This window comes from Micromonospora sp. DH14 (genome assembly GCF_029809455.1).
GTDB classification, from domain to species: domain Bacteria; phylum Actinomycetota; class Actinomycetes; order Mycobacteriales; family Micromonosporaceae; genus Micromonospora; species Micromonospora parva.
Genome location: NZ_JARVKT010000009.1, coordinates 203,317 through 221,472 on the forward strand (window position 1 = coordinate 203,317; position 18,156 = coordinate 221,472).

General features: G+C 69.3%; 12 protein-coding genes. 6 read left to right on the plus strand and 6 right to left on the minus strand.

Annotation, left to right across the window (positions count from 1 at the left end):
• Window positions 1-54: 54 nt before the first annotated feature.
• Together QCZ28_RS14945 and QCZ28_RS14950 are read right to left on the minus strand one after the other, a co-directional pair.
• Window positions 55-1,554 carry a SulP family inorganic anion transporter gene (locus QCZ28_RS14945; RefSeq protein ID WP_279517225.1) on the minus strand — a complete coding sequence of 500 codons (1,500 nt, stop codon included), beginning with the start codon at window positions 1,552-1,554 and terminating at the stop codon, window positions 55-57.
• Between the two features lie 279 nt (window positions 1,555-1,833).
• Window positions 1,834-4,956, minus strand: a complete 3,123-nt coding sequence (locus tag QCZ28_RS14950; protein WP_279517226.1) for a hypothetical protein — start codon at window positions 4,954-4,956, stop codon at window positions 1,834-1,836.
• Between the two features lie 312 nt (window positions 4,957-5,268).
• Between QCZ28_RS14950 and QCZ28_RS14955 the strand changes: the two genes are divergently transcribed.
• The 3 genes from QCZ28_RS14955 (at window position 5,269) to QCZ28_RS14965 (ending at window position 12,128) form a co-directional block, all read left to right on the plus strand.
• Window positions 5,269-8,253 carry a glycoside hydrolase family 3 protein gene (locus tag QCZ28_RS14955; RefSeq protein ID WP_279517227.1) on the plus strand — a complete coding sequence of 995 codons (2,985 nt, stop codon included), beginning with the start codon at window positions 5,269-5,271 and terminating at the stop codon, window positions 8,251-8,253.
• Window positions 8,254-8,985: 732 nt separating this feature from the next.
• Window positions 8,986-11,682, plus strand: a complete 2,697-nt coding sequence (locus QCZ28_RS14960) for a ricin-type beta-trefoil lectin domain protein (RefSeq protein WP_279517228.1) — start codon at window positions 8,986-8,988, stop codon at window positions 11,680-11,682.
• A 149-nt stretch (window positions 11,683-11,831) separates the two neighbouring features.
• Window positions 11,832-12,128, plus strand: a complete 297-nt coding sequence (locus QCZ28_RS14965; RefSeq protein WP_279517229.1) for a DUF6582 domain-containing protein — start codon at window positions 11,832-11,834, stop codon at window positions 12,126-12,128.
• Window positions 12,129-12,131: 3 nt separating this feature from the next.
• On the opposite strand, the gene QCZ28_RS14970 is transcribed toward QCZ28_RS14965, so the two are convergent.
• Window positions 12,132-12,557, minus strand: coding sequence for a VOC family protein (locus tag QCZ28_RS14970; RefSeq protein WP_279517230.1), 426 nt, complete (start codon window positions 12,555-12,557; stop codon window positions 12,132-12,134).
• 152 nt (window positions 12,558-12,709) lie between these two features.
• On the opposite strand from QCZ28_RS14970, the gene QCZ28_RS14975 reads away from it, so the two are divergent.
• Window positions 12,710-14,542, plus strand: a complete 1,833-nt coding sequence (locus tag QCZ28_RS14975) for a glycoside hydrolase family 15 protein (protein WP_279517257.1) — start codon at window positions 12,710-12,712, stop codon at window positions 14,540-14,542.
• Between the two features lie 10 nt (window positions 14,543-14,552).
• Here the strand turns inward: QCZ28_RS14975 and QCZ28_RS14980 are convergent, their stop codons facing one another.
• On the minus strand, window positions 14,553-15,368 hold the full coding sequence (locus QCZ28_RS14980; RefSeq protein WP_279517258.1) for a DUF72 domain-containing protein: 816 nt from the start codon (window positions 15,366-15,368) through the stop codon (window positions 14,553-14,555).
• 118 nt (window positions 15,369-15,486) lie between these two features.
• Here QCZ28_RS14980 and QCZ28_RS14985 point away from each other — a divergent pair, with 118 nt between their 5' ends.
• Together QCZ28_RS14985 and QCZ28_RS14990 are read left to right on the plus strand one after the other, a co-directional pair.
• A complete protein-coding gene (locus QCZ28_RS14985; protein WP_279517231.1) occupies window positions 15,487-16,497 on the plus strand; it encodes a glycosyltransferase in 1,011 nt (336 codons plus the stop codon).
• 59 nt (window positions 16,498-16,556) lie between these two features.
• Window positions 16,557-17,285: a Clp protease N-terminal domain-containing protein gene (locus QCZ28_RS14990; protein ID WP_279517232.1), complete on the plus strand. Its 729-nt coding sequence runs from the start codon at window positions 16,557-16,559 to the stop codon at window positions 17,283-17,285.
• A gap of 10 nt (window positions 17,286-17,295) precedes the next feature.
• On the opposite strand, the gene QCZ28_RS14995 is transcribed toward QCZ28_RS14990, so the two are convergent.
• Window positions 17,296-17,814 (minus strand): hypothetical protein, encoded by a 519-nt coding sequence (locus QCZ28_RS14995; RefSeq protein ID WP_279517233.1) that lies wholly within the window; start codon window positions 17,812-17,814, stop codon window positions 17,296-17,298.
• 135 nt (window positions 17,815-17,949) lie between these two features.
• Window positions 17,950-18,144 (minus strand): DNA repair protein, encoded by a 195-nt coding sequence (locus tag QCZ28_RS15000; RefSeq protein ID WP_279517234.1) that lies wholly within the window; start codon window positions 18,142-18,144, stop codon window positions 17,950-17,952.
• Window positions 18,145-18,156: the final 12 nt, after the last annotated feature.

Genomic DNA, 18,156 nt, shown 5'->3' on the forward strand with positions numbered 1-18,156 from the left:
GGTCGGAGCGGTGCTGCTGCTCCGACCCGGTGTCGTCCCGGCTGGTGGTGACCATCAGTGGCCGACGCCGAGTTGGCCGGCGAGGGTGTCGTGGATCTGGGCGCTGGGTTTGTTCAGCTCGATGATCTCGACGGTCTTGCCGCGGGCGGCGTACTTGGTGGTGATGGCGTCGAGGGCGGCGACCGATGAGGCGTCCCAGACGTGGGCGTGGGTCATGTCGATGACCACTGTCTCCGGGTCGTTCGCGTAGTCGAACTGGCCCACCAGGTCGTTGCTGGAGGCGAAGAACAGCTCGCCGTGCACCGAGTAGATCCGGGTGGTGCCGTCCGGGTCCAGGACGCTGGTGACCTCGACCAGGTGGGCGACCCGCCGGGCGAAGATCACCATGGCGGTCAGGACGCCGACCACGACGCCGATGGCGAGGTTGTGGGTGGCCAGGGTGGTCGCGACGGTGGCCAGCATGACCACGGTCTCGCCGTACGGCATCCGCCTGAGCGTCGCTGGGGCGACGGAGTGCCAGTCGAACGTCGACACCGCCACGATGATCATCACGGCGACCAGCGCCGCCATCGGGATCACCGCGACCACGTCACCAAGCGCGACCACCAGGACCAACAGGAACACACCGGCCAGGAAGGTCGACAACCGGGTACGGGCGCCGGAGGACTTCACGTTGATCATCGTCTGGCCGATCATGGCGCAGCCACCCATTCCCCCGAAGAAACCGGTGACGATGTTGGCGACGCCCTGGCCCCAGGACTCGCGGGTCTTGCTGGAGGGGGTGTCGGTGATGTCGTCCACCAGCTTGGCGGTCATCAGCGACTCCATCAGCCCGACCAGCGCGATCCCCAGGGCATAGGGGGCGACGAGGGTGAGGGTGCTCATGGTCCAGGGGATCTGCGGGAGGCCGAGGGTGGGCAGGCTGTCCGGCAGGGCACCCTCGTCGCCGACGGTGGGCACCGCCACGCTGGCGAAGACGGTGACCATGGTCAGGACCACGATGGCGACCAGCGGTGCCGGAACGGCGCGGGTGAGCCGGGGGAGTCCCACCATGATCGCCAGAGCGACGGCGACCAGCGGGTAGACCAGCCACGGCACGCCGAGCAGGTGCGGGAACTGGGCGGCGAAGATGAGGATGGCCAGGGCGTTGACGAAACCGACCATGACGCTGCGCGGGATGAACCGCATCAGCTTCGCCACGCCGAGCACGGCGAGCAGGATCTGGATCGCGCCGCCGAGGATCACCGCGGCGATGAGGTAGTCCAGCCCGTGTTCCTTCGCCAACGGCCCGACGACGAGGGCGATCGCCCCGGTCGCGGCGGAGATCATCGCCGGGCGGCCGCCGCAGATCGCGATGGTGACCGCCATGGTGAACGAGGCGAACAGCCCCACCCGGGGGTCGACCCCGGCGAGGATCGAGAAGGAGATCGCCTCCGGGATCAACGCCAGGGCGACGACCAGACCGGCGAGGACCTCCGTGCGGAACACCTTCGGCGACAGCCAGGACGGGCGGGACAGACGCGGTCGATTGACAGCGGACAGCACAGAAGACATACAGCCATTTCCACTCGGGCGTCCCGTGGACGCGCACTGTTCGCCCCAGGTCGGGCAGCTGCCCACCGGTCAGCGACAGATTGTTCAACGGGCCCGGAGTCGGTCACCGTCACCGCAGGAGCCACCGGGCCTCGCCTCGACAGCCAACCGCGAAGCTACCCTTCCGTCAGGGGAGAGTTCACTCAACGTGGTGATCATCACCGTGTGGGCGTCGGCGACGCGCGCCTTCTGCGTGGGGTGACACGTTGCCGGCGCCCGGAGGCGCCGGCAACGCCTGAGTCAGCTGGCGTGGGACAGGCGCGTGGTGATGCGCAGGCCCACGAGGGTGTCGTTCATCCACGGCACCCGCTCGTGGTGCAGCCCGGCGGTCATCTGGTCCGCCCAGACCTCGTACCGCTGCATCAGCGCGTTGGCGCGGGACCGCGCGCTGGTGATCAGACAGTCGCCGAGGGGGTCACCGGGCAGGTTGGACGAGTCGACAGCAGGCTCGCAGGGCACCTTGAGGCTGACCTGGTCGCGCAGCGGACGGCTGGGGTCGAGTGGGCACGGTGTGGGCCCGCAGAGGGTGTAGTTCCCGCTTGCCCTGGCGTAGGCATTGCCGATCTTGGCGTCCGTCGGCATGTTCACCGGAAGCTGGTACTGCCCGAACAGGTTCGCCGACAACACGTCGTCGGAGTCGAGGGCGTTGGGCAGACCCAACCGGGTGTACGCCTGCAACAGCCGCGCTGCGGTGTTCACCTTCTTCAGGGCGGTGGGGATCGGCCCGGAAACCTGCGTGCTCTGGTCCCGGACCCGGTCGTACATCAGCTTCTGCCGGGCCTGGAGGAAACCGCGCAGGGTCGGCGTCAGCGTGGTGTCCAGCGCCGTGTTGTTGGTGGCCGTCGCGGCGCTCGCGAAGGCGTACCGGCCGGTTGGCCATTTCTGGGTCAGGCCCTGCTCAGGGGTGGTTTCGCTGTCACAGCTGAACAGCTCGCAGTCGATCTGGTAGACCTGCTCGTCCGGCCAGGTGTAGTCGGCGGTCCGGGAGTTCTGCCAGGCCGCTGTCGAGTTCAGCCGGAACCGGCTGTGGATCTGCAACCGCAGCTTGCCGTAGTAGCGGATCACCCCGGTGCCGTAGCCCGTCGTCCGGGTGTGCACCCAGCTCGGCGTGTAGCAGTAGCCGACCTCGGGCAACTCCCGTACGCCGGCGGGCGGCTCGTCGAGGCGTGGCGTGTACGCGTACTGGAGCGCCCGCACCACGTTCGACATCAGGTCGTAGCGGACGTTGCCGGGTCGGTCGATCTGCCTGCTGCCGGCACACGACGGCACCGTCGCCTCGTCGGGCTTCGTCGGCGCCGGGGCGAGCGGCTTGTCGGTGTCCCAGAACAGGTCGTAGTTCTTGGGCGTCCTCACCTGTACGCCGTTGGCGTCCGGCTCGTAGCGGGCCTGGACCTCGTTGGTCCGTACCGCGGCGAGCGCTGTCGACAGCTCGTTGGTGGCACCGACGTACTCGTCGACCAACCCGGTGATCAGGCCGTTGGCGTTGCCGTTGGCCGGCCGACCGAAGCTGGCCGCGAGGTCGGCGATGCGGGTGCCCTCCGCCTCGATCTGCGCCGCGCGTCCGGTGCTGACCTGGGCGGCGTACGTCGGGTTCTGCAGCATCAACATGGCGTACGCCTGCGCGCCGAGGTTCCACACGGTCGGGTTGCCGACCGGTGTCGACGGTTCGACCATCGACGGGTCCCGTCCGCTGGCGACCCGGGCCAGGTAGTTGATCGACCGGGCCTCGCCGAAGCTGTTCAGGACGGTGGTCGGGTCGATCGCCGGGTTGTCGGCGTCGGTCCTGGGCACCACGAAGGCGGCGCCGCTGGCCAACTGCGTCGCGGCCAGGTGGAATTCGTTCTCCGGGCCGACGAACTCGTTGTACGTCGGGATGGGTTGGCCGAAGTTCTCCAGGTAGCCGAGGTACTTGTTGATGTCGGCGCGGGCGTCGTGCAGGGTGGCGTCGCCGATCGCGGCCAGGACGGTGGCGGCGATGTCCTCCAGGCGCAGGCCGAGCTGGGCGACCTGCTGCTGCACGAGGGTGATCTGCGCGGTGTTGCCGGCTATCGCCGCGTTCAACTTGTCGAACTGGGCCATCATGTTCGCGTACACCGTGTTGATCTGGGCCTCGACCCGCGCGAAGCTGGCGCGCATCTCGTCGCCGAGGGCCCGCACCTCGTCGCGCAACGCTTTGACCTGGGCGAGGATCTGCGCGTCAAGCGACGGGGCGCTGCTGCCGAAGAGCCCGACGACCGACATCACCGCACCGAAGATGTTCCCGGTCATCGCCAGCGTCGCGGTGCTGAAGATCGAGCCCGCCAGGCCGCGGCCGGTGATCGCCGCCGCGTACTTGGAGATCGCGCTGATCGTGGTGAGCACCGCCTCGCCGATCACCTTGGACTTCTTGCCGGCGTCGGGGTCGGCGAACCCGATGAGGGTGGAGACCATGCCCACCCCGGCCTTGACGTCGGAGATCGTCTGCTGCCGGTCCTTGTCCCGGTCCTCCGCGGCCTTCTTCGCCGCTGCCGTGCACGCGGCGCTCGGCGGCCCTTCGGGCGGGCACTTCTGGTTGTTCTCGCCGATTTCGAGACGGATCTCCAGGCTGAGGCCGAGCAGTTGCGCGTGCAGGGCGGCCAACTGCTGCTTGGCCGCCGCGACGAACGCCCCGGAGTCGCCCTGCAACGCCAGGATCGCGGCGAGGTCCACGTGGGACAGCCCGGGATCCTGGCTGAGGTCCTGGTAACTGCTGGTGATGTCGACAGCGAACGGTCCGCCCAGGACGGCGTTCCAGGCGGTGGCGACAGGTGCGCTGGCTGCGGCCGCCTGTCGGATCGCGGACCAGACCGTGGCGAGAGCGTCGTCACGACCGCGCAGCCACTGGGCGGTCCGCAGCGCGCCGGACGCGAGTTCCTCACGGGTGTCCCACGCCTCGACCGTCTTCCCGATGACGGCCCCGACCAGGCCGGTGATCTCCGGCGAGGTCCGGGTGTCGCCGCCGGGCGCACCGAGCAGGATGTCGACGGACCTGAGCAGCAGGTCCTGCTCGGGCAGGAGCCGGTCGAACGCGGTCAGCGAGCTGTCGAGCAGCTGCTTGCGGGTGGTGAGCTGGGTCTGTGCCTGTTCGGCAGTGGCGTTCGGGTGCAGCCGGTGCCACTGGACGAATTCGGCCGACAGCACTGCCGCCGTGATCCGATCGGCACCCTGGAGGTGGGTCTCGGCGACCTGGCCGAAGGCCCGATCGGTGAGGGCGGTCTGCGGGATGGGGACGGGGACGGGATCGGCCGACGCGGGTTCGCCGAGGAGCGCGCTCGCCACGGTGACCGCGATCATCGCCAGCACGGCGGTCCCGCGCCTGGCGCGCGTGCAACGTTTGGGTGTCATGCCGCGAACGTATTGAGCGGCCTGAAAGGGTGCTGAAACCGCGCTGATTCGCTCGGGGGCGCCGCTCAGCCGGCGTCGGGTGACGTGGTCCGGCGCTGAGATCCAACGGCGGGCACTGCCGACCGGTATTGCCGAGTCATTGGCGCACATCTATAGTTGCGCGGATCACCACAATCATGGCCGTCGTGACGCGGCCGGGTCGTCGAAGCGCTTCGACGATTCGTCGTTCAGGCCCGTCAGCCGGGTGTCGAGCCTGGTCACACGGCCTCGGCGCCCGCATGGGCGTCTGTCGTACGACATGAGGAGAACCGCATGCGGAACTGGCGCCTTCGGCGCGGAATCACCGCGCTCGCGCTTGCCCTGCTAGCCCTACCGGCCGTTCCCGGCACCGCGCTCGCCGAGCCCACCTACCCGTTCCGGGATCCCGACCTGCCCGTGAGCGCCCGGGTCGACGACCTGCTCGGCCGTCTCACCCAGGACGAGAAGATCTCCTGGCTGCACCAGTACCAGCCGGCCGTTCCCCGGCTGGGCATCGGCCTGTTCAAGACCGGCACCGAGGCGCTGCACGGGGTTGCCTGGTCCACCGACATCGACAACGGCGGTGCGGTGGTCAAGGCTCGCGGCACCGCCTTCCCCCAACCGGTGGGAATGGCGAGCACCTGGAACACCGACCTTATCCGGCAGGTCGGTTCGGCCGTCGGCGACGAGGCGCGCGGTTACCACGCGCAGAACCCCCGGGTCTGGGGGCTCAACCTCTGGGCGCCGGTGGTCAACCTGCTGCGCGACCCCCGCTGGGGTCGCAACGAGGAGGGCTACTCCGAGGATCCGCTGCTCACCGGTGCGATCTCCACCGCGTACGGCTCGGGAATGACCGGCGGTGACCCGGACCACCTGAAGAGCGCACCGACCCTCAAGCACTACCTGGCCTACAACAACGAGGTCCGGCGGGACGTGACCTCCTCGAACGTGCCACCTCGGGTGCTCAACGAGTACGACCGCGCCGCCTTCAAACCAGCCATCGCCGCCGACGCGGCGACCGGGATGATGGCCGCCTACAACCTGGTCAACGGACGTCCCGCGACAGTCGACCCGGACCTGGACACCGTGGTCCGCGGCTGGACCGACCAGACCCTGATGAACGTCACGGACGCCTGGGCGCCGAACAACCTGGTGAACTCGCAGAAGTACTACAGCACCCAGGCCGAGGCGAACGCGGCGATCATCAAGGCCGGGCTCAGCAGCTTCATCACCGACGACACCAACGCCCAGCCGACGGTCACCGCGATCAAGCAGGCCCTGGCCGCCGGCCTGATCACCGAGGCGGACGTCGACGCCCGGATCCGGGACATCCTGACCATCCGGTTCCGGCTGGGTGAGTTCGACCCGGGCGGCGGCCGGTACGGCGGCATCACCCCGGAGGTCATCAACAGCCCCCAACACCAGCGACTGGCCCGGCAGGCCGCCGGCGAGGCGATGGTGCTGCTGAAGAACGAGCGGCAGGCACTACCGCTGGACCCGGCCCGGACCCGCAAGGTGGCGGTGCTCGGCCCGCTGGGCGACACCCTCTACTCCGACTGGTACGGCGGGGACCTGCCGTACCAGGTGACGGCGCTGGACGGCATCCGTGAACGGTTGGGCGACTCGGCCAGTGTGAGCGGGCTCGACGGCGCGGACCGGATCGCCCTGAAGGATGTACGGACCGGCAAGTACGTCTCGGCCACCGGCACCACCGACGCCAACCCGGTTCTCGGGACCGGCGCGACCCCGGCGCTCGTCGCCCAGTTCGACGTGGTCGACTGGGGGCAGGACGTGGTGACGCTGCGCAACGCCGCCAACGGCCGCTACCTCGGTTACAACTGGGGGCCGTTCGTCACCCGCGACGAGCAGCCGAACGGTTGGTACGTCCAGCAGCAGTTCAAGCTGGAGCCGCAGCCGGACGGAACGGTGGTGCTGCGCTACGTCGGCTACGAGACCAAGGAGAGCTGGTTCGGGGCCGACACGTACGTGACGATCGGCGACGACGGCGCCCTCAAGCTCGGCGCATCGACCCCGGCCGCCGCGACCCACTTCAGTCGCGAGCTGATCAGCAGTGGCATCCAGCGGGCGGTGGCGGCGGCCAAGGCGGCCGACACCGCTGTGCTGGTGGTCGGCAGCAACCCGTTCATCAACGGGCGGGAGGCGCACGACCGGACCTCCACGGCGCTGAGCGCCGGCCAGGAGGCGCTGGTCAAGGCCGTGGTCAGGGCCAACCCGCGGACCGTGCTGGTGCTCCAGACCAGCTACCCGGTCACCATCCGGTGGGAGCAGGAGCACGTACCGGCCATCGTCTGGACCACCCACGCGGGCGCGGAGACCGGTCACGCCGTCGCCGACGTCCTGTTCGGCGACCGCAACCCGTCCGGCCGGCTCACCCAGACCTGGTACCGGTCGGACTCGCAACTGCCGCCGGACCTGCTGGAGTACGACATCATCTCGTCCCGGCAGACCTATCTGTACAGCACCGCGAAGCCGCTCTACCCGTTCGGCCACGGGCTGTCGTACACCAGGTTCCGGTACGGCCAGCTGCGTGCCGGCGCCCAGTCGGTGGCAGCCGACGGCACCATCACGGCCAGTGTCGACGTGACGAACGTCGGCAGCCGGGCCGGGACCGAGGTGGTTCAGCTCTACACCCACCAGCGCACCTCGCGGGACATCACCCCGGTCCGTCAGCTCAAGGCGTTCCAGCAGGTGAGGCTCGCGCCCGGGCAGACCCGTACGGTGACCCTGCGCCTGCCCGCCGCGGACCTGGCGCACTGGGACGTCACCCGCAGCCGGTGGGTGGTCGAGTCGTCAGTGCACGACCTGATGGTCGGGGCGTCCGCCGAGGACATCCGGGCCCGCGCCGCGGTCCGGGTCCGCGGTGAGACGATCCCGGCGCGGGACCTGTCCCGGCCCACCAGGGCGGAGAACTTCGACAGGTACGCGGGGGTCCGGCTGGTCGACGAGACGAAACCCAGCGGTACGGCGGTCGGTGCCACCGCCGCCGGTCAGTGGATCTCGTTCGACGGTTCCGCGCTGCGCGCCGACGCACGCACCTTCACCGCGAAGGCCGCCAAGGCCGGTGCGGGTGCCGGCACCATCCAGATCCGGTTGGGGTCGCCCACCGGCCGGCTGCTCGGCACGGCCACCGTGCCCAGCACCGGCGACGACTACCGGTACGTCAGCACCAGCACCGAGTTGGCCCGTGCCGTCGGCACCCGCGACCTGTACCTGGTGTTCGACTCCCCGCTGCGGCTGGCGGAGTTCTCCATCAGCTGACCGGCGTTCGGGGCCGGGTCGATCGTCGGCCCGGCCCCGAACTGGTGGTCGGTCAGCTCGCCGTGCAGGTCAGCGTCGGTGTGGGCGGGGCGCAGTACCGCCGTGCCTATGGAGCTGATGCCGCAAACGAATCAGGCGAGGAAACCCGTGGCGGTGGTGTCGCGACGAACCGCGCGAGGGGACCGCGTGGCGGCGGCGTCGTGGGGGACCGCGTGGCGGTGGTGTCGCGACGAACCGCGCGAGGGGACCGCGTGGCGGCGGCGTCATGGGGGACCGCGTGGTGGCGATGTCGTAAACGATTCAGCTCCAAAGGAGCGTCGTGCCACCTGTGCCCCCTCGCCGGCGGGCCTGGAGTCACAGTGAACACTCGTGGCCGGTCAGCGCACCGCGCGCGTGCGGCCGCGTCTCGAGTCAGCGCAGTTGGTGGCACCGACATCCGGCGAGGGTCAGCTCGTCGGTGCTGATTCGTCGGACGACGCACCCGGGGCCACCCGAGCGCCCTGGCCGATCTGCCCGGTCCGGGCGCATTTAGGCATAGACGCCCCCCAATTGACGGTTGCATTGGTCAGACGTGTGACCTACGCTCCCACTAAGAATTTCGGGGCGGTTAACAAAGAGTGCGGTCGGGGCGACGAAAGTCCCCGCCGGCCTTGGTGGCGTCCCTGTTCCGTACTCGTCGCTCGATACCCACATTGGGCGCCCACACGTCGACGACCAGTGAGAGGAACAGACGTGAAGTCAGCCATACCCACCGCGCGAACGTCATTGTTGGCGGCGGCGGCGCTTGTCGCCGCCATGCTGCCGGCCGTGCTGACACACCAACTGCCGGCCTCGGCCGCAGTCCAGGCGACCTACTATGTGGCCCCCGACGGCAACGATGCCAATCCAGGCACGTTCCAGTCCCCATTCAAGACGATCCAACGGGCCCGGGACGTCGTTCGCCCGATAAGCGCGAACATGACCGGCGACATCAACGTCTATCTGCGTGGCGGCACCTATCCGGTGAGCAGCACGATCGAATTCGGGGCGAGCGACTCCGGCACCAACGGATTCCGGGTCAGCTACGGGGCCTACTCCAACGAGAAGCCGATCCTCGACGGCGGCGTCCAGGTGACCGGGTGGACCCAGCACAGCGGCAACATCTGGAAGGCGCCGCTCGACCGCGCCAACAAGCTGCGGGCGCTCTACGTCAACGACAAGCGCGCTGTCATGGCGACGAAGACGGTCAGCTCGGGCGGGTGCTTCGGGACGTACAACATCACCGCCGGCCAGGCCGCCTGGGCCTGGGAGTCGGGGTCGCAGTGCGACGGCGCCAGGTACAACCAGAACGACTTCCCCGCCATCGCGCGCAACCAGGACGACATCGAGATCGAGACGGGCACGACCTGGACCACCGCCATCGTGGGCGTCCGGCAGGTGACGACCGACGGCGGGAGCCGGGTCGCCCTGTTCCAGCAGCCGGGTGCGGCCATCGCCCAGGGGGCCTTCAACGGCAACGCCCAGGTCGGCGGCACCCACAAGCTCATGAACGCCTACGAGTTCCTGGACGCGCCCGGTGAGTTCTACTACGACAAGGGTGCGAAGACGGTCTACTACTACAAGGCCAGCGCCGAGAACATGTCGACAGCGACGGTCTACGCGCCGAACAACGTGACCACAGTGCTGCGGGTCGCCGGCACCTCGACGACCAGCCACGCCCGCAACATCACGTTCTCCGGGCTGACGATCCGGCACTCGGACTGGAACCTGTTCAACGTCGCCGGATCGTCGTTCAAGCAGGCCCAGCAGGGCAACCTCGGCGCGCAGGCGTACGCGAAGGGCAACTTCCACGTCTACCACTACCGCAACGTGGACGTCACCCCCGGCATCGTCCAGATCCAGAACGCCGACGGCCTCGTGCTGCAACGCAACCGGATCGAGCACACCGGCGCCGACGGGATCAGCATGGTCAACGACGTGCAGGGCACCCAGTTGATCGGGAACGCCACCAACGACATCGCCGGGTCGGCCATCAATGTCGGCCATCCCCAGCACGTCTACATCGGAGACGGCACGTCGACCAACCGGGAGAAGTACCTCCCGCAGGTCGAAGGGCTACCGAAGAACATCGACATCAAGAACAACTACCTGTACGACAGCGCGGTGCTGTTCAACGGGCACAGCCCGATCTCGGCGTACTTCGTCGACACCCTGACGATTCAGCGCAACCGGATCGAGAAGGCCCCGTGGTCCGGCATCACACTGGGGTGGGGCTGGTGGAACTTCGACGGATCGTCGGGCTCGATCGTGCCGAACCGACCGACCACGACCGCGCGGAACAACACCATCAGCTACAACCACATCATCGACACGGTGCAGCGACTCAGCGACACGGCACCCATTTACACGCTCGGCAGTCAGCCCGGGACCACCATCACCAACAACTATCTGCAGGGTGTTCCGTCCGGCCACAAGTACGGCCTGCACCCGGATGAGGGATCGGCGTTCATCACCTTCCGGGACAATGTCCTGAGTATCGACAAGAACGTCACCTGGATGATCAACTCGGACGACTTCGGCCGGAAGCACGACCTGAGCATCACGCAGATCTACGGGCCGATCAACAAGGTCTCGAACAAGAACCTGCCGAACAGCACGATCGGCGACATCATCGTCTCCTCGGATTATGTCTGGCCGGCCACGGCGTACGGAATCGCCGCGAATTCCGGTCTGGAGGACGCGTACCGGGACATCATTCCGGCGAGCAATTTCTCCGCGCCGAACTACGTGCTGCCGGCCAGCACCTTCGTCACCAGTGCCACCGCGTCGATCCCGATTCGCAGCACCGGCGACGCCACCAAGTCGGTCTGGCTGGCTCCGTACGGCACCACCACCTTCACCGCTGGGGCGACGATGACCAGGGCGTCCGGCACCGCGACGTCCATCGCCGTGCCGAGCACCCAGGGCGAGTACCGGCTCTACGTCGTCGACGCCCAGGGCAACCGGTCGGCCGAGTCGACGTCGATCGTCCGGCAGCAGCAGGGCGGTGGCAGCGGTACGGGCAACGGGCAGCTCGTGGGTGGCCAGTCCGGCCGCTGTGTCGAGGTGCCCAACTCCTCGACCACCAACGGCACCCAGACCCAACTCTGGGACTGCTCCACCGCCAGCAACCAGCGGTGGACCCAGACCGCCAGCAAGCAGTTGACCGTGTACGGCAACAAGTGCCTGGACGCCTCCGGGGCCGGCACGGCCAACGGCACCGCGGTCATCATCTGGGACTGCCACGGCGGTGCGAACCAGCAGTGGAACGTCAACGCCAACGGCACCATCACGAACGCCCAGTCCGGGCTCTGCCTTGACGCCAATGGCGCCGCCACCGCCAACGGCACCAAGATCATCCTCTGGTCCTGCAACGGCGGCACGAACCAGCAGTGGACGCTGCGTAGCTGACCGGCCAGACCCCGGGGGCCAGGCCGACACGGGCCTGGCCCCCGGCTCCACCGGTGGTGCCGGCATGGTATGGATCCTGTCGGTGGCGATCGTCCGGATAATGCCGGCTCCGGAGGTGCTACCGGGCCGCATGCGGGTAATGCTGGGCGATGACATCAACCTGGAAGCCCCACGAGAAGCACGGCACCCTGTCGGACAAGGACAAGCGTGAGCTGCCGGAGAGCGTCTTCGCGTTCCCCGGGAAGCGCAAGGAGCCGATGACCGACGCGGGTCATGTCCGTAACGCCATCGCCCGGTTCGACCAGGTGCAGGGCGTCACCGACGCCGACCGCGACCTGGCCTTCCAGAACATCCTCGCCGCGGCCAGGCACTACGGCGTCGACGTCGCCGAGACGAACTGGCGCCAGCTGGGCAAACTACCGCACACCCCGAATCCCGCCCACTAACCGTCATGTCGCCTTCAATGCGGCGAGGACGTCGAGGTAGTGCGGGTTCTGCATGACACCCAGCACGTTGCCGAACGGGTCGACCACCGACGCGGTGATGAACCCCCCGTCCCCGTGCGCGGTGATCGGTTGGTACTCGGTGGCGCCCATCGCCAACAGCCGCTCGACGGTCGCGTCGAGGTCGTCGACGTGCCAGTGCATCACCACACCGCCGGGCCCGCCCGCCGCGCCGGCCGGCCCGAACCTGCGGTCGATGATGCCCAGCTCGGCCTGGTAGTCCCCGATGCGGAACTCGGTGTAGGCCGGGCGTCCGTCGGGGCCCGGGCGCATGAAGTACGCCTCGACGCCGAGGAGGTCCGCGTACCACCGCGTGGCCGCTGCCACGTCGTCCGCCCAGATGTTCAGTGTGGCAAATCCGCGCAGGCTCATGTGTTGTCCTCTCGTCGATGGCGTTGGTGCCGGGACGGGGCCGATGTCGACGGTACGCGTCGTACCGGGCCAGAACCGACACCGACGGGCGGCATCTTTCGTCAGCTCACGGGTAGTCCCCGCCAATGCCCGTACGAGTGGCGGGGGACAGCGTGGAGAGCTACCCGGCAGTCGAGAACCACGGTCTGATCGGTGATCTGCAGACCGCCGCACTGATCAGCACGGACGGCACTGTCGACTGGTTCTGCGCGCCCCGCTTCGACTCGCCGAGCGTCTTCGGCGCGCTGCTGGACCGCCGCAACGGAGGCCACTTCCAGCTCTCGCCCGACGGTGTCGACTACACGAGCAAACAGCTCTACCTGCCCGGCACGCCAATCCTCATCACGCGCTTCCACACCGCCGACGGTGTCGGTGAGCTGCTGGACTTCATGCCCGTGACCGGTGCGCAGGCCACCGATGAGCACCGGTTGATCCGGTTGGTCCGGATGGTCCGGGGGACCATGCGGTTCCGCGTCCAGTGCCGCCCACGGTTCAACTACGGGCGCGATCCGTTCGAGCTGGAGGTGCACCCCGAGGGTGACCTCTTCCGGAGCCCGACGCTGACCTTCACCCTCGCCGCCTTCAAGGACGTGGAGCGGGCGTTCCACGTGGGGGACCTCCACCGCGACGCCGACGGCGTGTCCGCGCGGTTCACGCTGCAGGCTGGCGACATCGGCGGGGTTGCCCTGGAGACGGTCGGTGCCCCGCGCGCGCCCCGCGCACTCAGCACCGAGCAGGCGTGCGAACTGCTCGCCGAGACCCGCGACCACTGGCGACGGTGGGTGGGTGGTTCCCGCTACAAGGGCCGCTGGCGGGAGGTGGTCGAGCGGTCGGCGATGACCCTCAAGCTGATGACGTACGCGCCGACCGGCGCCCTGGTCGCCGCGCCCACCGCGGGGCTCCCCGAGCAGATCGGCGGGCAGCGGAACTGGGACTACCGCTACACCTGGATCCGGGACGCGTCCTTCTCCGTGCACGCGTTGCTGCGCCTGGGCTTCACCGACGAGGCGCAGAGGTATCTGCTCTGGCTCAACGCGCGTATCCGTGAGGCACGCGACGGCGCCATGCCCCTGCAGATCATGTACCGCATCGACGGCTCACCGGACCTCCCCGAGGAGGTGCTGGGCCACCTGGAGGGATACCGCGGCTCGGCGCCGGTGCGGATCGGCAACGGAGCGGCGGACCAACTCCAACTCGACATCTACGGCGAGGCGCTCGTCTCGTTGGAGCTCGCCGACCGCAACGGCCTGATCGCGCCGTACGAGGGGTGGCGCAAGACGGCCGGGTTGATGGACTGGCTCTGTGAGCACTGGAACCAACCCGAGGACGGCATCTGGGAGACCCGGTCCGGTCGGCAGGACTTCACGTACGGCCGGGTGCTGTCCTGGGTCGCGCTGGACCGGGCCATCCGCATAGCGCGGCGCCGGGGCCGCCCCGGCGACATCGCCCGCTGGTCCGCCGAGCGTGACGCCATCTACGAGCAGGTCATGACCCGTGGTTTCCACCGGGAGCGACGCGCGTTCGTGCAGCACTACGGTTCGGACATCCTGGACGCCTCGTTGCTGGCGATGCCGGGGCTGAACTTCATCTCGCCCACCGATCCGATGTGGGAGTCGACGCTGCGCGCCATGGACACCGGTCTGGTCTCCGACAGCCTGGTCTACCGCTACGACCCGAGCGCGTCGCCGGACGGTCTCGCCGGCACCGAGGGCACGTTCAACATGTGCACCTTCTGGTACGTGCAGGCGCTCGCGCTGGCCGGCCGGATCGACGACGCCCGGTTGACGTTCGAGAAGATGCTCACCTACAGCAACCCGCTGGGCCTCTACTCGGAGGAGATCGCGCCGACCGGTGAGCAGATCGGCAACTTCCCACAGGCGTTCAGCCATCTGTCGCTGATCAGCACGGCGACCCACCTCGACGAACTGCTCGACCAGCAGGGCTGAGCGGTCCCGGTCAGAACAGGGTCAGCGGCTCGACCGGGATCGGTTCGGGCAACGCGGCGAGTCCCGGTACGCGCGCCCGTACCTCGTCGTGGAACCGGCGGGCGAGCGCCGGTGCGTCGGCGTTGTCGGGGGTGTGGATGAACACCGTCGGGGCGCGCCCCTCGCGCAGCCAGGTGACGGTCACGTCGATCCAGCGCTGCCACCCCTCGACGGTGCGCGTCGGGTCGTCGCGACCGAGGTAGCGCACGATCGGCCGGTCGGTGAGCGCGAGCGATCGCAGCGGCACGCGCGGCTTCCTGGTCCAGGCGTCCCGTTCCGCGTCGCTGGTTGGTGGGCTGGCGAAGAAGGCGGTGGTGTCGAAGGGGATCCATTCGGCGTTGGCGGCGGCGAGGGTCGCCCCGAGCAGTCGGGCTGGGTGGGCGTCGGTGAAGAACGCGGGATGGCGGACCTCCACCGCGTACCGGTGGGACTGCGGAAGCTGTTGCAGGAAACGGCCCAGGGCCGGAACGTCGCCGGGCGCGAACGAGCCGGGTAGCTGGATCCAGAGGGCGTGGGCGCGCGGGCCGAGCGGTTCGATCGCGTCCAGGAAGGCGCGCAGCGGTTCGCCGACGTCGGTGAGCCGCCGTTCGTGCGTGATGACCTTGGGGAGCTTCAGGACGAACCGGAAGTCGGGGCTCGTCTGGGCAGCCCACGAGGCGACGGTGTCCCGGGCCGGGGTCGCGTAGAACGTGGTGTTGCCCTCCACCGCGTCGCACCAGCTGGCGTAGTGGCGCAGGCGCTCGGTGGGCGGCAGCCGGTGGCCCGGCCACGACCGGTGACTCCACATCGCGCACCCCACGTGCAGACGCATGACCCGCCCTTCCCGCCGGTGACCGCGTTCGACCGGAGCCCACGGTATCTGGGCCGGCGCCGGGGCCCCGGTGTGGCGGGTAGGGTCCGACGCCATGCGCGTGCTGTTCGCCAGTCTTGCGTCAGTCGGTCACACGTATCCGTTGATCCCGTTGGCGATCGCCGCCCGGGACGCCGGGCACGAGGTCCACTTCGCCGCCGGTACGGAGGTGCACGCGCCACTGGCCGCGCTCGGCCTGCGGCCGTTCCGCCCCGGCGACGCCTTCTACGAGGTGTACGCCGAGGATCTCGCACCGGAGTTGGCGCGCCTGCGCCCCGACCTGGTGGTGCACGAGTGGGGGTTGCCGGGGGCGGCGGTGGCGGCCCACCGGGCCGGCACCCCGGGTCTGTGGCACGGGTTCGGCCGGATGTTTCCCGAGGGCATCGGTCTGGAGCTGCCCACCAGGAATGCCGAGGTCGTCGGTCGGCCGCACCTGGACATCTGGCCGCCGTCGCTTCAGGACAGGGGCTTCCTCGCCACCGAACGCCGGATCGAGCTGCGGCCGGTCGCCTTCTCGACACCGGCTCCGCTGCCCGGGCGGGTGACCCTCCGGACCTCCCGCCCGTTGATCTACCTGACCCTCGGTACCGCGTTCGGCACGCCGGAGCTGCTGCGCACTGCCGTCGCCGGTCTGGCGGCGCTGGACGCGCAGGTGGTGGTCGCGGCCGGCCGGGTGCCGGTGGAACAGCTGGGTGAGATCCCCGACCAGGTCAGCGTCCACCGGTGGGTGTCGCAGGCGGAGTTGCTGCCGCTGGCCGACGTGGTGGTGCACCACGGCGGCAGTGGCACCACCCTCGGCGCGCTCGCGGCGGGCGTACCCCAGGTGTTGTTGCCGCAGGGCGCGGACCAGTTCGCCAACGCGGAGGTGCTCGCCGCCGCCGGGCTCGGTCTTCGGCTCCTCCCCGGGGAGGTGGACGCGGCTGCGGTCGCCGAGCAGGTCCACCGGCTGCTGCCACGGCACGGCACCGCCGCGCAGCGCGACGCGGCCCGCGTGGTCGCCGAGGAGATCGCCGCCATGCCCTCGCCAGCGGCCGTTGCCCAGCTACTGCCGGAGTACGCCGCCTGAGCAGAAGCGATCGTCAACTCATGGTTGACGCGTGCGGTGCGTCAACCTATGGTTGACGCATGACAGATCCTCTCCAGATCGGTAACCACGTCAAGCTCGACGACCTGATCCAGGCGATCAAGACGGCGCACAGCGACGCGCTCGACCAGCTCACCGACGCGGTCATTGCCGCCGACCACCTCGGTGAGGTCGCCGATCACCTGATCGGGCACTTCGTCGACCAGGCCCGGCGCTCGGGCGCCTCCTGGACCGACATCGGACGCAGCATGGGGGTCACCAAGCAGGCTGCCCAGAAGCGCTTCGTGCCGAAGGCGACCGACGCCGCCGCGCTCGACCCCAACGCCGGCTTCGGCCGGTTCACCCCGCGCGCCCGCAACGTGGTGATGGCATCCCAGGAGGAGGCCCGCGCCAGCGGGAACGCCGAGATCGGCCCGGAGCACCTGGTGCTGGGCCTGCTGGCCGAGCCGGAGGGGTTGGCCGCCCGGGTGATGGCCGCTCGCGGCGCCACCCCCGAGGCGGTACGGGAGACGGTCACTGCAGTCCTCCCGCCCCGGGCCGACCAGGTGCCGGACCTCATCCCGTACGACGCGCGGGGGAAGAAGGCGTTGGAGCTGACCTTCCGGGAGGCGTTGCGCCTCGGGCACAACTACATCGGCACCGAGCACATCCTGCTCGCCCTGCTCGAGCAGGAGGACGGCGACGGCGTGCTCAGCACGCTCGGCCTGGAGAAGGCGGCGGTCGAGTCCGCCCTGGCCGCCGCCCTCGCCGCCATCGTCGGAAAGAAGTGAGAACCCGGGGTCAGGGCAGCTCGGGGAAGCCGTAACGCATGGCGTGTTCCGGATCGGTCGGGTCGATCTGGCGCACGCCCGCGTCGGCGAGGCGCTTGTTGACCTCGTCGAGCTGCTCGCGCACCAGTCGGGCCTCCTCCTCGGTGACCCGGCCCCGGTGCGGCTTTCCGGCGTGCTCCAGCGTGCCGTAGTCGATCTTCTCGGCGCTCTTGCGGGCCTTGGGAGGACGGACCCGCTCGGCCGTCTTCAGCAGCTGTGCCATCGGCACGTCGGTGGCCATCGCGTCGAACTCGCTGGCCGTCAGCACCACCCGGCGAGGCTCACCGCCGCCGTGCCGGTCGTGGATCTCGACCACCGCCACGTCCAGCGCGGCGTCGTCGATGTTCTCCACCTCGCCCGGGGTGGCGTCCAACTGCACGGGCCCGGCGACCAGGTCCGGGTGCTCCAGCACGACGACGCGGACCACCTCGTCGTCCTGCTGCAGAACCGTGCCGGTGAAGTCGGAGACGTGGATCGTCTTCTTGCCCATGCGCGGAGCTTCTCCTGTCGTAGGCCGGGATGAGGGACCACAAGAAATTACCCGACAGGTGTGCGAAAGCCGCCGCTGGACCTCCCCCGGTGTGTCGCCCCCCGTGCTCCCCGGCGCGCGCCGTGACGGCCGGCGTCAGTGGGTGTTCAGGCGGTGCCGACTGGAGCTGCCGGCGGGCAGCTTGTTCAGCCCGGCCCACGACAGGTCGCCGCTGCCGATCGTCCGGGGGTTGCGGTAGCGCGGCTGGGGCGGATTGCCGCCGACGGCCTCCGCCGCCCGCCAGAGTCGCTCAGGGTCCTGCTCGTAGTGGTCGTTCGGCTGAATCGGCATGCGTTCACCGTC

Excerpts from the sequence above, each read along its gene's own strand:
- QCZ28_RS14945 (WP_279517225.1), bottom strand. The coding sequence starts at position 1,554 with ATGTCTTCTGTGCTGTCCGCTGTCAATCGACCGCGTCTGTCCCGCCCG.
- QCZ28_RS14950 (WP_279517226.1), bottom strand. The coding sequence starts at position 4,956 with ATGACACCCAAACGTTGCACGCGCGCCAGGCGCGGGACCGCCGTGCTG.
- QCZ28_RS14955 (WP_279517227.1), top strand. The coding sequence starts at position 5,269 with ATGCGGAACTGGCGCCTTCGGCGCGGAATCACCGCGCTCGCGCTTGCC.
- QCZ28_RS14965 (WP_279517229.1), top strand. The coding sequence starts at position 11,832 with ATGACATCAACCTGGAAGCCCCACGAGAAGCACGGCACCCTGTCGGAC.
- QCZ28_RS14970 (WP_279517230.1), bottom strand. The coding sequence starts at position 12,557 with ATGAGCCTGCGCGGATTTGCCACACTGAACATCTGGGCGGACGACGTG.
- QCZ28_RS14980 (WP_279517258.1), bottom strand. The coding sequence starts at position 15,368 with ATGTGGAGTCACCGGTCGTGGCCGGGCCACCGGCTGCCGCCCACCGAG.
- QCZ28_RS14985 (WP_279517231.1), top strand. The coding sequence starts at position 15,487 with ATGCGCGTGCTGTTCGCCAGTCTTGCGTCAGTCGGTCACACGTATCCG.
- QCZ28_RS14990 (WP_279517232.1), top strand. The coding sequence starts at position 16,557 with ATGACAGATCCTCTCCAGATCGGTAACCACGTCAAGCTCGACGACCTG.
- QCZ28_RS14995 (WP_279517233.1), bottom strand. The coding sequence starts at position 17,814 with ATGGGCAAGAAGACGATCCACGTCTCCGACTTCACCGGCACGGTTCTG.
- QCZ28_RS15000 (WP_279517234.1), bottom strand. The coding sequence starts at position 18,144 with ATGCCGATTCAGCCGAACGACCACTACGAGCAGGACCCTGAGCGACTC.